The sequence below is a fragment of the Nostoc spongiaeforme FACHB-130 genome, assembly GCF_014698475.1.
Taxonomy (GTDB): Bacteria; Cyanobacteriota; Cyanobacteriia; order Cyanobacteriales; family Nostocaceae; genus Nostoc_B; species Nostoc_B spongiaeforme.
The window spans coordinates 94,011-109,741 of record NZ_JACJTB010000003.1; the positions used below are offsets into that span (position 1 = coordinate 94,011).

At 39.6% G+C, this 15,731-nt stretch carries 6 protein-coding genes and 2 pseudogenes; 5 read left to right on the plus strand and 3 right to left on the minus strand.

Annotation, left to right across the window (positions count from 1 at the left end; translation table 11 throughout):
- Positions 1-421: 421 nt before the first annotated feature.
- Positions 422-1,207 carry a molybdate ABC transporter substrate-binding protein gene (locus tag H6G74_RS04420; protein WP_242051150.1) on the minus strand — a complete coding sequence of 262 codons (786 nt, stop codon included), beginning with the start codon at positions 1,205-1,207 and terminating at the stop codon, positions 422-424.
- Positions 1,208-3,205: 1,998 nt separating this feature from the next.
- On the opposite strand from H6G74_RS04420, the pseudogene H6G74_RS30815 reads away from it, so the two are divergent.
- The 4 genes and pseudogenes from H6G74_RS30815 to rppB form a co-directional block, all read left to right on the plus strand.
- A pseudogene (locus H6G74_RS30815) lies at positions 3,206-3,427 on the plus strand (helix-turn-helix transcriptional regulator); the annotation flags it as partial.
- Positions 3,428-3,436: 9 nt separating this feature from the next.
- A pseudogene (locus tag H6G74_RS31790) lies at positions 3,437-3,661 on the plus strand (hypothetical protein); the annotation flags it as partial.
- Positions 3,662-3,766: 105 nt separating this feature from the next.
- Positions 3,767-4,501, plus strand: coding sequence for a two-component system response regulator RppA (gene rppA, locus H6G74_RS04430; protein WP_190966524.1), 735 nt, complete (start codon positions 3,767-3,769; stop codon positions 4,499-4,501).
- A 5-nt stretch (positions 4,502-4,506) separates the two neighbouring features.
- Positions 4,507-5,835, plus strand: a complete 1,329-nt coding sequence (gene rppB / locus H6G74_RS04435; RefSeq protein ID WP_190966525.1) for a two-component system sensor histidine kinase RppB — start codon at positions 4,507-4,509, stop codon at positions 5,833-5,835.
- 108 nt (positions 5,836-5,943) lie between these two features.
- Here the strand turns inward: rppB and H6G74_RS04440 are convergent, their stop codons facing one another.
- Both H6G74_RS04440 and H6G74_RS04445 read right to left on the minus strand, forming a co-directional pair.
- Positions 5,944-8,949, minus strand: a complete 3,006-nt coding sequence (locus H6G74_RS04440; protein ID WP_190966526.1) for a beta strand repeat-containing protein — start codon at positions 8,947-8,949, stop codon at positions 5,944-5,946.
- Positions 8,950-9,346: 397 nt separating this feature from the next.
- Positions 9,347-11,623 (minus strand): di-heme oxidoredictase family protein, encoded by a 2,277-nt coding sequence (locus H6G74_RS04445; protein WP_190966527.1) that lies wholly within the window; start codon positions 11,621-11,623, stop codon positions 9,347-9,349.
- A 1,488-nt stretch (positions 11,624-13,111) separates the two neighbouring features.
- Here H6G74_RS04445 and H6G74_RS04450 point away from each other — a divergent pair.
- Complete coding sequence (locus H6G74_RS04450; protein WP_190966700.1) at positions 13,112-15,703, plus strand: chloride channel protein; 2,592 nt, start codon at positions 13,112-13,114, stop codon at positions 15,701-15,703.
- Positions 15,704-15,731 lie beyond the last annotated feature (28 nt).

Consider the following 15,731-nt stretch of genomic DNA (forward strand, 5'->3'; position numbering starts at 1 on the left):
TTGATAATTACAATATTTATGATATTTAGTTATACATCAATACAGTTCAGTTAAGGCAACAACTTAGATTTGTGTAGGTTGGTTGGAGGAACGGAACCCAACATTCACGCATACTTTGTTGGGTTACGCTATCGCTACACCCAACCTATTATTCTCTTAACTTGTATGATTGCTAATTATAATATTTATGTTATTTAGTTATAAATCACAAAATAAAATAACTAAGCGACTGAAGCCATTGTTCGTCTTACACATGACTTACATAAGAATTTGAAAGGTAAACAGAGATGTTGTGTACAACATCTCTAAAACGCACATATTTAAGGTAATCAAAAATATAAATTATCCAATTTCACTACTCATTTATACCTCTCTCTCCCTTGTCTTCCTTGCCTCCCTTGTCCCCCCTTTCCCTATCTATTCATCCCATTAAAGATGTATCAAACCCATATTTGGCTAATATTTCTTGTCCATCTGGAGAGAGTATATACATAGCTAAAATAACCGCAGCACTATATGAATTGTTGATAATAGTCATGCCATAATTGACCCGAACGGCTAAATTTGTAGGTAACTCTACTATTTGTAAACTCGGTGCAGCTAAATGTGCTAAACGAGCATCGGTGTAATAGCTTAAAAAAATGTCTACTTGTTGTGTTTCTTGAATGAAATAAGCAAATTTATTTTTTTCGTCGGAAATGATAGGATAATTGCTTCCTCCGACTAAATGTAAAGCTTTACTATTTAATTTTTTAAAACTACCGACACGAAGTTTTTCAGCTTGGTGAAAAACGGCTTGGGCGTAATCTTCAAAAAGGTCTGGTTTAGGTGCTGATATACCTAAGCGAATTTGAGGTGACAACATCAAATCTAGTAAACTATCTGAGGTAACTGTGAGATCAGATTTGACGATCGCACAAATTCTATTTCTGACAAAGTTTACCACAGGGCTGCTTTTACTAGCTTGCATTAACACACGCGGATTGTAAACATCATCTGCAATAAAGATATCCGCAGTTTCACCTTCTAAGATGCGTTCACGCAGCACATCTGCATAGTCAAACTCCAGCTTTATCGGAATCTTGTATTTTCGGGTAAAAGCTTGAGCAACTTCCGAAAGAACGCCTTTTAAGCTATTGGCAGCGTATAATCTGACTAGGAGGCGATCGTTATCGTCAAACAAAACTATGTTGTTAGTTAATTGCATAGATGATTCCATAGGTTAGTACCGCATAAAGTAATCAGGTTTGATTTTTGAGATTATCTGTACAGGCGGGGAGTGGGGAGTAGATTTGCTTGTAATTCATTTAGGACTGCTATTTAGGTAAATAAGCTAAAAGAGATTAACTAGTGAGAAATATTGAGGGATTTGATTTTTTGCCTGGTAATTACTAAGGCAATAATTCCTAGTAATTCCAAAGGTATAATGGAAAACTTCAGGCTGATGCAAAAGCATAATAGTCCTAACAATATGATTGGTAGTTGCCAGATTGGATTAAGGATTATTAACCCAATCATCCAAAAAAATATAGCCAGCCCTAGAATAATGAAAGACAGTAAAAGCATAGCGATCGCTAATTATCTCCATTTGCCAAAATCAGCCCAGTCACAATTAAAATTGCCACAAGACTTAATGATTTAGAAGTAGCTAAAAAACACAACTCATAAGTTGTGAGGATTACAAATTCCCAAATATTAGAGAAAATAAAGGGCAGATGGAGTGTAAAATATAAACTCCATCTGCGTCATTTTACTTACCAACAAGCAGCGTAGTAGCCACAAATCAAATTTATTAGCCAGATTGTTCCTCTCAAACACTTGGTTTTATGGTGATAAAACCTCACGCAATCAAGGCGGAATATTACATTTGAGAGGTGACACAAATTAATTTCTAGTTGTTATGTAGCAAAAACTTCCAGCTTTGTATTCGCCGCACTTCACACATCACAGGTTGCAGAAGTAATTGTATAAAATTGCGGTTGATTCCAATTGAATTGATGAACTGCAAGCAGGCTAAAGTTTTCCCCATACTTCAGACTATTACCGATCCATTAACTCTACAATACCTCCAGAAACTTGCAGAGTTAGACCATCAGTCCATCAAAGAATTAGTTAACTTACAGGATTGAACTCTACTACATCAACCAGATACTACAATGCCGTACCTGTTATAGACTTGAGTTGTTTGCTTTACGCTTTTGATTCCTTATATGTCAAGAATAACATACATCTTGCAATTTTACTTGCGCTAGAAAATTTTTTTTAGCAGTTCAGTAATTTGACATTGTTATAGGTATATTGATTTATCTATAAAACACTGAGTAATTCTGCACAAATCTTGTCTGTTGAAACTTAGTGTAGAATATCATATTGTAATGATTTTAACTTATATTTTCTTTAATAACTTGCACCTTTTAGCTAATCTTTAGCAGTGGAAGTTTTTGTAAGCATCGCAGCACTTATTAGTGAAATAATTCCAGATTTACTAATATAAATATACAGACTATTCTATCTCAAATCAGCAACATGAATTATTTGATTTCTGTCTTGAGTAGAAATAGCTTATATGATGAGTTGATGATATTTCACAACTCAAAAAATCAAAGCATAGTGCAATTATGAGCTTTGATTTCTTCTGAGTGTGAACTAGTTGTAATCACAAATACTGTTTGTCAAAAATTTGATTAGCGCAAATAAATTGGCAAGATGTATGATATTCTTGATTTAGGGGAATCTCAACCGTCAAATTACAACTCCTCATGTGCTTGCCAATTGAATATCAGCCCAGCCTAGTCATTAATTAGTGACGGCTTAACGTTAATCGAAAAGGAGCAAAGCCGTCCAAGAATTCGGTTTTTCGTTTGGCGAAGCTGTTTCTAAATGTCAAGCTGGACTGATTTTTCTATACATAGCTTTTCGAGAAGAAATTAGTCTTCATCTGACTGTGATGAAGCAAAAATTTTGCATCTACTTGCTGTAGTTGTGGAAGTTTTAGCATTTTGATTCACAAGATTACAGGTAAAAATTCAGGAGTCAGAAGCTTAAAAAGCTTAATCACATTCTTCCCAAGAACGATAGATTAATCATACTGAATTACTCTTAAATTCTGAATTCTGACTTCTGTGTGCTGAATTCTGACGATTACAGTTAATTTTTAATTCCACAATGCAAAATTTAACTTGGTACAACGGAGAGATAAAACCTCATGAAAATGGATATGAATCTATGCAACAATCTCAAATCAATTAGAACTCGCTTGGGTATGAGTCAACAAGATTTGGCTGATATGGCTGGCGTAAGTCGTCAGAGTATTAGTGGTGTGGAATCAGGCGAACACGCCCCTTCTGTGGGGATGTCTCTGCGTTTAGCCAAGGCGCTGGGTTGCAAAGTGGAGGATTTATTTTGGTTTGAGGAAGAGTTAGCAGATAATTTTGAGCAAACAATGACAAATTCATCGGTTGCTGTGGAAGTTGGGAGCTTATCAGTCAACATTACAGTAAACGGAATTGGCGATCGCACCGATAATGCTGCTTTATCTGAAATTCTGATGACATTAAAGCACATTTACGATATCCGAACAGGAATTGTACAAAATGGTTGTGGGAACTGTCTTAGTTATTTGCTCAAGCTGTCAAGTAGTCAGTTACCTTTAGAAAAGTGAAGGATGGTTGATTCTATTAGCTATGCAATACCTAGTCTTGGTGCGAAATGATATTATCCGTGTAAAAGCAGAAATTTTCAGCAGCTTTTAGGTACTTAGTTAACTATGCGACTAATATTAGTTGAGGATGAAACAGATTTAGGTGCAGCCATCAAACAAGTTCTCAGCCATGAAGCGTATGTAGTTGATTGGTTTTTAGATGGGAATCAAGCATGGCAACATCTCGAAAATAGCTCAACTGAGTACACATTAGCGATTTTTGATTGGATGCTGCCTGGAGTCTCTGGAATAGAGTTGTGTAAATGGTTACGAAAGTACCAGTTAACTCTACCTGTGTTAATGCTAACGGCTAAAGACCGTATGGAAGAAAAAATTATTGGTTTAGATAGCGGTGCAGATGATTATCTAGTTAAACCTTTTGATATGGCAGAACTACTAGCCAGATTGCGAGCATTGCATCGGCGGGCTTCTTACACAGGCGCAACGTTTACACCCCAAGTCAAACCTCGAATTTTAGAAGTAGGTTATCTGACGCTTAACTACAACACTCATGAACTGACTCGCCAGTATGCTAACGGAGAAACACAAGTATTAACTTTAACAATTAAGGAATTCCAATTGTTAGAGTTTTTTATGCGACATCCTAACCAAATTATCAACCGTGACCAAATTATTAATCAACTTTGGGAAATTGGTACAGCACCAGTCAGCAATGTCGTAGCAGCGCAAATCCGCTTATTGAGACGTAAATTGGGAGAAGAAGACAGCGAAGCTTTGATAGAAACTATTTATGGTGTAGGCTATCGTCTTAATATTCAGACTACAGAAATAAGTAGTTGATTTATATGAAATGTAATCCTATTTTCTACCAAACTCGGTTGAGATTGGCAGCTTGGTATACCCTAGTGATGGTTAGTATTTTAGGGCTATCTGGTTTTGGAGTATATACCGTGGTTGCCCACACTTATTATGAAACCATAGACCAAGGATTAAAATCAGTCGCCAAGGCACTCCGTAAAAGTGTTGAACCAGCTTGGCAACAACCTGGACATTTACAAGAACTGGCTAAAGAACTTTCTTTAGAATTATGTATAGCTTCTACAAACTGTTTGCCTCAAAAAACTATTATTAAACAACCAATCAATGAGACAGCTAATCAGGTTAATTACTATGTGCGCTTATTAGATAGTTCAGAAAAAGTATTTGCAAGCACAGGCATAGAATTTGATAATTTACAACCTGCCTTATCATCACAACCTTGGCAACTTATTACTGATGCTTTTGGTACGCGATACCGCCAAATCACTTTACCTTTGTATACTCAAAACCAAATTTCAGGTTATTTACAAGTCGCACGTAGTATTACTGATTTAGATCAACATTTGGCTTATTTGAGATTAACTTTAATTTTGGGACTGCCAATTTCGATGATTTTTGTGGCTTTATCTAGTTGGTGGTTGGCAGAAAGGGCAATGCAACCTGTGTATCTTTCTTATCAACAGATGCAACAATTTACTGCTGATGCTGCCCATGAGTTTCGCACCCCTTTAGCAGCAATGCACTCTACTATTGAAGCCGCAATCAAGTTACAACCAGAAGCAAAAGCAAATCATGGAACTTTAGATGTCCTCAAACGCCAAAATCATCGCTTATCACAATTAGTTGGTGATTTATTGTTGTTAACAAGGATAGATCAAAAACAAATAATAGCAGAACATCAGCCTTGCTGTTTGAATGATTTAATTAGCGATTTAATTGAAGAGTTAGCATTTTTAGCCGTAGAAAATCAAGTAAATCTCTCTGAACAGATACTAGTGACAAAAAAAGTTTATGTTCAGGGAAATGAAGAACAGTTTTATCGCTTAATTTCTAACTTAATTATCAATGCAATTCAGGCAACACCGAGTGAAGGAAAAGTTACTGTTTTTTTAGAAGTTAATGAAATTTACGCCATTATTAAAGTTCAAGATACAGGAATTGGTATTGCCCTCGAACATCAACAGCGAATTTTTGATCGGTTCTATCGAGTAGATCGCGATCGCTCTCGTAGTTCTGGTGGTTCTGGTTTGGGTTTAGCCATTGCTTTAGCGATCGCTCAAGCCCACAAAGGCAATATTCACGTTCAAAGTCAACTCGGACTGGGGAGTACATTTACAGTCCGAATTCCTCTGTAATACTCTACTCAATTCATTTTGACAGATTACAGGTGTTCAGATACCCGACTTTTAAAAAAGTCGGGTATCTATGAGCGATCGTAATTTGTGTTTATTTTGCGACAGTCTTTAAACAATCACAAAATTGCTGACATTCAGCGCCGGGGAACCAGACAGTTGTGCAAGTTGCACCTGTCTAAATCCACCAGCATTACCATCTTGGTCAAAGTACAACGCACCAGTAATGTTGTTATAGATGAATCTTTGATCAGTCGTGGTTGCAGAAGTTCCCAAAGTAAACTGACTCATCGACAGCGCCCCAGCTAACAAACCACCACCAAAACCAGCCGCAGATATCTGAATAATGTCATTACTGATGCTAAAGTCAGTAATCGTATCAATACCTTCATTAAAACGATTAAAGACAAAGGTATCTGCACCGCTACCGCCTGTGATCAGATCGTTACCTGTGCCACCAATTAAAACATCATCTCCACTACCGCCGATTAGGATATCGTTACCAGTACCACCATCGAGGGTATTATTCCCTAAAGCTCCCATTGCCAAAAGATTATCATTACCACTACCACCATTCAGTACATTAGTGCCACTAGAGTTCTGCACAGTTAATGTATCGTTACCATTGCCTCCATTGAGGGTGTTATTACCAAATGAACTAACAGCAGATAGATAATCATTACCATTGTCACCACTCAGCAGATTATCGCCTGTAGAATCATCCACAATTAATATATCGTGACCATTTCTACCGATAAGAGTATTATTTCCAGATGAATCAACAGCAGACAGATATTCATCAGCGTTATCACCATTTAGCAGGTTATTGCCTGTAGAATTATCGGCAATTAATGTGTTTCTACCAGCACCACCATTGAGGGTGTTATTTCCAGACGAACCAACCGCAGACAGATAATCATCACCACTACCACCATTGAGTAAGTTATCGCCTGTGGAATCATCCACAACTAATATATCGTTACCCGTATCACCATTGAGGGTGTTATTTCCAGATGAACCAACCGCAGACAGATAATCATCATTACTACCGCCATTGAGTGAGTTATCGCCTGTGGAATCATCCGCAATTAGCCTATCGTCACCAGCACCACCATTGAGGGTGTTATTTCCAGATGAACCAACCACAGACAGATAATCATTACCACTAAAACTATTTAGCAAGTTATCGCCTGTGGAATCATCCGCAACTAAAGTATCATCACCTGCACCACCATCTAAGGTGTTATCACCAGAAGCGCCAATAGCAGAAAGCGTATCATTTCCTACATCACCTTTTAGCAGATTATTCCCGGTCGAATAGTCAACATTTAATGTATCGTTACCAGCACCACCACTGATTCGATCATTACCACCACTACCACCAAAAAGTGTATCATTTCCATTGCTGCCAACAATGTTGTCACTGTAGCTTGTGCCAATAATATTTAAACTTTCGATATTGCTGTAGCGAATGCGATTTGTACCTGCGGTAATTCTGCCACTGTTGGTTGAAGCATTATATGTGGACGAGATAGGTGCATCAGCATCACTGTAATCAACGGAAAGATAATCTTCTCCATCTCCACCATCGACTGTTTGTGTCGCAATGGTGGCAGGAGTTGGTTCTAGCGGTACGATGTTGCTCAGATAGAAGGAGTCATCCCCTGCGTCACCATAAAGGCTGTTATTTCCTTCTACACGTTCAGCATAAATCTCATCATTACCATCACCACCTTCCACAAGGTTATCTCCTGTGGAGGTACTAATATCAACTATGTCATCACCTGCTCCACCACTGATGATGTTATTCCCAGTTGTAAAAGCCGCTAGTATGACATCATTTCCATCTTCACCTGCGATGTTGTTATCTCCATCACTCACATCAATGCTGTCATCTAAACGTGCATTACTAATGGTGATGAAATCATCGAACTGTGTACCAATAATGTTCAAACGTTCGATGTTACTGTAGCTGACTTCATTGCTGCCAGCTGTGATGGTGCCAGTGTTGGTGGCACTATTGAAGGTTGAAGATATTGCTGCATCAGCATCGCTGTAATCAACGGAAAGATAATCTTCCCCATCTCCACCATCTACTGTTTGCGTCGCTATGGTAGAGGGACTTGGTTCTAGTGGCACAATGTTGCTCAGATAGAAGGAGTCATCACCTGCATCACCATAGAGGCTGTTATTTCCTTCCACACGTTCAGCATAAATCTCATCATTGCCATCACCACCATCCACAAGGTTATCTCCTGTGGAGGTACTGATATCAACTATGTCATCACCTGCTCCACCACTGATGATGTTATTCCCAGTTGTAAAAGCCGCTAGTATGACATCATTTCCATCTTCACCTGCGATGTTGTTATCTCCATCACTCACATCAATGCTGTCATCTAAACGTGCATTACTAATGGTGATGAAATCATCGAACTGTGTACCAATAATGTTCAAACGTTCGATGTTGCTGTAGCTGACTTCATTGCTACCGGCTGTGATGGTGCCAATGTTGGTGGCACTATTGAAGGTTGAAGATATTGCTGCATCAGCATCACTGTAATCAACAAAAAGATAATCTTCCCCATCTCCGCCATCTACAGTTTGCGTTGCTATAGTGGCAGGACTTGGTTCTAGTGGCACAATGTTGCTCAGATAGAAGGTGTCATCACCTGCATCACCATAGAGGCTGTTATTTCCTGCTACACGTTCGGCATAAATCTCATCATTGCCATCACCACCTTCCACAAGGTTATCGCCTGTGGAGGTACTAATATCAACTATGTCATCACCTTCTCCGCCACTAATAAGGTTATTGCCCTCAGAAAATAGAGCTAATAGAGTGTCATTATCATCACCCCCTTCTAAAAGGTTATTTCCAGAAGAACGGGTAATATCTAAAAAATCATCTCCTGTTCCACCTCTGAGGATACTGTTCCCTGTGGAACTGACAAAACCAGTGGCTGCATTGAGGCTATCATTTCCAGCACCACCATCTAAAATGTCATTGCCACCATTGCCAAATAAGGTATCATTTCCGGCAAGACCCCTAATAATATCATTACCATCTGTGCCAATGAGGTTATCATTGCCATTTGTACCATTGATATTCACCATAACTTTTACCTAAATAAATCGATTGTTTCAGTAACTTGAAAATTTTCAAATTGCAGTTTGTGTTGTTTTAAAGCCTTATCCCTGCTACAAATATTTACTACCTTCTAGCTTGAAAGTGCTGAGTAGATATGCTATTCGCTCCTTCATGCTTGGCTATGCAATCAGTTTCATCGTGACTGACTTAAAAAAGTGCTGAGTCAAGCTATTTTCTACTTCTTAGCGTCTAATCTCTAGACTTTTTTCATGTTTTTTGGTGTATCCAGTTAATAACCGCTATTTATGCGATTCTTTGGAATAATAAAAAGGAGAAGTGAGCATTGCTCATCTCTCCTTTGATGATCAAAATGAACAATGATGAAATTCCTTGAGAGTTAGGAATATTTAGTAGTGGTAAATTTTACAACTCTTTGAGGAATTCAATCATGGCTTGTTGATCAGCAGGACTTAAAGAACGATAGCGACGAATGACTTCCTTCGCATCACTGCGATGGGTTCTAGAAACTTCGCTATTGTAAGGAGGACAAATCACATCTGCTGGTGAAGAGCCATAAGAAATGTTGCCAACGGCTCCCCCTGGTGGTACTGGACATCCTGCACCGGGAACGTTGGGTGTACGACTGTCATCAGGGGCTGGTAAATCGTGTAGCTCAATAGCTGCACGAATAGCATCATCTAAAGTACGCACAACTAATGGTGCATTAGTAACTTGACTGTTAGTGAATACAGTACCAGCAGGATTGTTGTTAACTGTGAGTCGGCTTAAGTACACACGAGCATCGTGTAAGAATGGAGCGCCCATTCTACCCAACCCCATCAGGGGTGCAGTGCGGAACTCATCACCAAACGCAGCAGCTTGACCATTGGCAAATACGTCGCCAGCTAAGTTACGAGGAATATCAAAGGTAGCAAAGGAGCGACCTACAGCAGTACTAGCACCTTGTTCTCTAGAAAGAGTTGGTTGATATTTTCTGTTAACAACTAACGGATCACGAGGTAAAGAAGCCCAACGTTCTGCATCAATTTGAGGTACGTTGTGCAGAAGTAGGTCAGAGAAAATAGGAGCCCACTTATAGCTCAAATGTTGAGCAACGATCGCACCATCTCTGGTTGTGGCTGCTGGTGACTGACCGGTTCTTTGAACAGGAATATGACAGCTGGCACAGCTCACCATAGAATCTGTACGGTTAATAGCATTAGGATCACGACCGTCGTCACCACCTGCAGGGAAGCGGCCTGGAATCATCCGGTTAGAGAAGGCTACTAAATCAATTCCAAAAAGTTCTGCTCCACGCTTAACTTGACCTTCAGGGCTTTGTGGAGAACGAGACCTTGTAGGATTATTCAACACTGCCAATAGTGTGTCACCAAATTCGGGAGGAGCAGTCATCCGCAGAAAATTCCGTTCGCTGAGTGGCACACTGAGGTGTGATTCTAGTGTGTTGGGGTATGGGTCAACACAACCTGGACGACCAGCGTTGGTAGGAGAGTCTGTTGGTTCATTACGGTTGAGAATACTTGTAAACCCAACTTCCCCTTGCAAACCACCGGCAACAAACTGGAGGATTTCTACACCATTAGCCCGCAACCCAAAGCGTCCTACACCACCAGAAAAGCCTGAACCAGCAGCGATCGTAGTGCCATTTGGGGTAGGAATAGTGTTGGTTTTACCAGTAATACAATCGCCTGTACAAGCAAAGATACCTGCATTGTTGAGAGATGAGGGGATACTTTGACTATCAGAACCTTCATCTTCAAAACGACGGATATCGTTTGTTGGAATAGCTTCCATCAAACCACGACCAATGTATGGAGGCCCAGCGAACTCTACAACACCTCTTCGGAAACCTAGAGAGCTAAGTTTTGTGACTGGATCAATATTGGGCAGGTTCGGGTCTTCAGCAATTGTTGGGATACGTTCTGGTAGACATTGAGGAATGGAAAAACGAGTGTGTTGAACAAAGCCACCGAGGCGTGGTGAAGCTCCGCCCCTGGCCACTCCATCAAGAGGGTCAAATATGTTCTGTGCGGGATTATAGTCACCGAAGGTTGTAAAGGCAGCTGTCCGTCCGGTGTTATTGATGGCATCAAGGTTATCAGCAGGTCGTCCACCACCAGTAGCAGGATCGAGGGCTGTAAACTTGAAGTTTGTTGGTGTCGAGCGTCCAGCACGGGATACGTTGGAAACATCACGTACTACTCGGCTGTTAGGAGTTGCTTCAGCAGAACTCAAGTGACAACCCAAACACATCTGTTGGTTGGCAATTGGCCCTGCACCTTCTACAGCAAGGTGCGGTGTTGTGAAGAATTGTATTCCTTCTACCAAAGCCTCTTTTTGTGTGCGAGTGGCAGAAGGATAGACCAAGGCATCAAGGTCTCTCAATCCCAGTGGGAAGGCTCCAACCACACCAAATTTTTGTCGGGGAACACGTTCTGCTGGAGTCAACGCGATTCCTGGTGCTGGTTCTGCTACATCAAATATGTTATTGATTCCATTGCCTAACTCAGTTTGTCTTTGAGCTAACAACGTCGCATCGTCTGGGACATTACTACCAATAGGAGCAGAGGAGAAGATACCTGCCAAACCGACTTCTGGGAAGAGTGCCGCCGAAGATATCGCCAGGGCAAATGAACAGCATACTATTAATAACAAAGTTGGAAGCCTACGCTTACGCATAAACCTCATGATGTTTCGCTCTCTCATAAGTTTCTAGATTTTCATAGGAAAGTTGCTTGTTACAAGGCTGTCAATCATCAACTAGGTGATGATTTGTACTGCCGACCTATCAGAAACATACACTATTTCAACATAAATAAAAGATACAGTATGTAACTAGTAAATTCTGCATCTCTTTACTAATAATTTAATAATCGCTTCATATACTCTGGAAAAATTTACTGATAGAGACGTGAATAAACTTTCCCAAGCTAGTATATAGCAGCAAGATGAAGTTTTTACTCAAGCGTATGCGTATTAACCGAGTGTTAACTTATGTTTTTAATTTTTACTCCGGTCAGTGATGATAACAGTAAGCAATTTATCCTCTTAAGAGCTTATGGATTTAATTAAAACTGGTAAATTTTATTTATTAGATTTTGATGGTCTAGATTATTGTTTATCTTTTATGCCATAATTAAGGCTCGCATTAACTAAGTTAAAGGTGAGTGCTAGATAATAAGCAATCACCTTTTTTTTCTGAAATACTTACTACTACTATTCTGATTGACTATCAATATCTGGCGTTGAGATTAGCATCATACATAATGAGTATTTACCAATGCTCTAGTTAGTCATTTAGAGTCAACACAGAAGCAAAAGCCTTATATAGCAACACTTATGGCGTATGCGTATCTGCTGCTGAGGCTAGATTAACTGCTGAAAAAATCAGGTATGGCGGTTTAATTCAAAGTATAAGCTGTGCCAGTAGTAGCTTTATTCTGGCACGATATTCCAACAATATTAAGATTTTGACTGTTTATATATACTTGAACAATCTGGATACTACGTCAGCATTTGACACTACTTTTTACTTAGTAGTCAATCAGTCTGGTATTTCTATCAGATTTTAATAATATAGCTGATTTTTAAGTAGAGAATGATTTCATTTAAATTTCATTTTCGCAAGAAGAAAATAAGCTGATATTAATAAAATGTTGCGGTTTTATATGTCTATCTTTGAGTAGGGAATGATTTCATTTAAATTTCATTTTTGGGAGCAGTTACATTGACTGACATTAACAAAAAGTTACAATTTTATATGTCTATCTTTGAGTAGGGAATGATTTCATTTAAATTTCATTTTTGGGAGCAGTTACATTGACTGACATTAACAAAAAGTTACAATTTTATATGTCTATCTTTGAGTAGGGAATGATTTCATTTAAATTTCATTTTTGGGAGCAGTTACATTGACTGACATTAACAAAAAGTTACAATTTTATATGTCTATCTTTGAGTAGGGAATGATTTCATTTAAATTTCATTTTTGGAAGTAGTTACATTGACTGATGTTAATAAACAATTACAGTTTTCTATATCTATCTTGCAGTAGAGAAGGATTTCATTTAAATTTCATTTTTGCGAGAAGTAGCTCTTGATGAGATAAACTGTAAAAAACTTCAGATATTTACAGACTTTCACTGATGACAAGTGATTGCTAGGAATATGTTCATCAGAGGTAAAATTCTCTGGTTGAGGCTTTCTAGACAAATGCTCCAACCTCGGCGCTTGGCGTTTGCTGAAGCTTGCTTGATTGGTCTAGTTTCTGGTCTAGCGGCAGTTTTGTTAGGGCAAGCTGTGGACTGGGCAGGGGCGTGGCGAGTGCATGTTTCTTACTTATTGCCTGCTTATTTGGTGCTACCGGGAATTGGGCTAGTCGGAGGTATTTTAGCTGGTTGGTTAGTTGAGCGTTTTGCACCGGAAGCATCTGGGAGTGGAATGTCTGAGGTAAAAGCGGTGTTGGCTCGCGTACCGATGCCGTTAAATTTGCGGATTGCTTTGGTCAAGTTGATTAGTGCTACATTGGTGCTGGGTTCTGGGATGCCTTTGGGACGAGAAGGCCCAACTGTACAGATTGGTGCAGCTTTGGCAAATCAACTAAGTAATTGGGTACCGACTTCTCCTGAACATCGCCGTCAACTGATTGCCGCAGGTGCAGGGGCAGGGTTAGCGGCTGCTTTCAATGCACCGATCGCTGGTGTACTGTTTGTTGTAGAAGAGTTACTTCAAGATGTGTCAGGTATTACTCTTGGCACAGCTATTTTGGCTTCGTTTATCGCTTCAGTGATTTCTCGCCTTTATGGTAGTCACAGCTTTGATTTGAGTCAAATCAATTTAGTATCTGGGCATACAACTTTCTTTGCTCAGGAAATCCCTTTTTACTTGATTTTGGGTGGATTAGCAGGATTATTAGGGATTTTGTTTAATAAAGGTGTGATTGCTAGTTTGGAGGTTAATCAGCGTTTACTACACCTGAGTTTACCTTGGCGAATTGGAATTGTGGGGTTGGTTAGTGGAATTGCGATCGCTTTGTTGCCTGTCACTTTTCGCAATAATGCTGGGCTGAGAGAAATTATATTGATGGGTAATGCTAATTGGTTATTTGCCGCGATCGCTCTTTTAGCCCAATTTACCTTAATTCTTTTAACTTATGGTTCTGGAGCGCCTGGGGGTTTACTTGTTCCAACTTTAGTGTTAGGCTCGGCTCTTGGTTATTTGGTGGGTGCTGCTGAACAAAGTTGGTTGGGAATGAGTGCGGCAACAACCTATGCCCATGTGGGGATGGCGGCGTTTTTTAGTGCTGTCTCTAAAGTACCGATTACAGCAGTCATCATTGTGTTTGAGATGACGACAGATTTCAATCTAGTGTTACCTTTGATGATTGTATCTGTAGTTGCCTATTTAGTAGCAGACAAAATTGATCACAGGTCGCTCTATGACCTTTTACTTGAAAGAAAAGGCATTCACATTCAAAAAGAGCCAACGACAGATGGGCTATTAGCACAACTCAGCGCCGCAGAGGTCATGCAAAGACGTGTTGAAACTCTCTCTAGTCAGATGAGTATTGATGAAGCAGTGCAAGCATTTTCTCAGTCTCACCATCGCAATTTCCCGATTTTAGACAATGGTAAAGTTGTAGGTATTATCACCCAGAAGGATTTAGTTACCAACGCTTCACAACAGATAAAGGGAAATACAACTATCAGCGATATCATGACCCCAGAGCCAGTGACTATCAGCCCTACAGACACACTAGCTTATGTTTTGCATATACTTAATCGTTATAATCTCAGTTGCTTGCCTGTAACCGAAGGTAGAAAACTTGTAGGAATTATTACTCGTAGTGATATTATCCGTGTAGAAGCAGAGAGGTTAAGTGGCCAGCTTCAAGGGATAGAACCAAAATCAGCACCTTCTTATGTAGTCTATCAGACTCGCACTCCGGCTACAGGCAAAGGCAGATTACTAGTACCGCTTTCACATCCACAGACAGCCAAGACTTTATTAGAAATGGCAGCTGCGATCGCCAAACAACGCAACTATGAAATAGAATGCTTACAAGTGATTATTGTCTCACCAAACCGGATTCCATCAGAAACACCAGTAGACACTACCAAAAGTCATCGTCTTCTAGAACAAGCAATATTATTAGCTCAGAAACAGCGTATTCCTATTCATACTCAGATACGAGTAGCCCATAATGTTGCTGAAGCAATTTTAGAAACTGTGAAAGAGCGACATATTGATTTAGTATTAATGGGTTGGAAAGGCACTACATCAACGCCTGGTAGAGTTTTCAGCCGAATAGTAGATACCATAATTCGACAAGCTCCTTGTGATGTTGTCTTAGCTAAGTTAGATGACAAAAAAGCCTTTGAGCGTTGGTTACTGCCAATTGCCGGTGGGCCTAACTCTCGCCAAGCAATTAAATTATTACCTGCCTTGAGTTCCTTAAGTTCATCCCCTAAAATCAAGCTGTGTCAAGTTTTTCAGCCGAGTAATTTCACACCTGACACAAGATTATTAGAAAAATCCCTTCATTTTCTCCAACACCGAGTTAATGGTAAAGTACTCGCTACTTCAGTCCAGTCCAATTCTGTTTCTGAGGCTGTCATTGAGTGTGCTGCACAAGACAACACCGATGTGATTATTTTAGGTGCTAGTCGTGAAAGTCTATTACAACAAGCAATTCAAGGAAATATTCCCGAAAAGATTGCCCGTAATAGTAATTGCACAGTCATTATGGTCAAAACGTAAAATATACAAATGTAAGAATTCAGGAGCA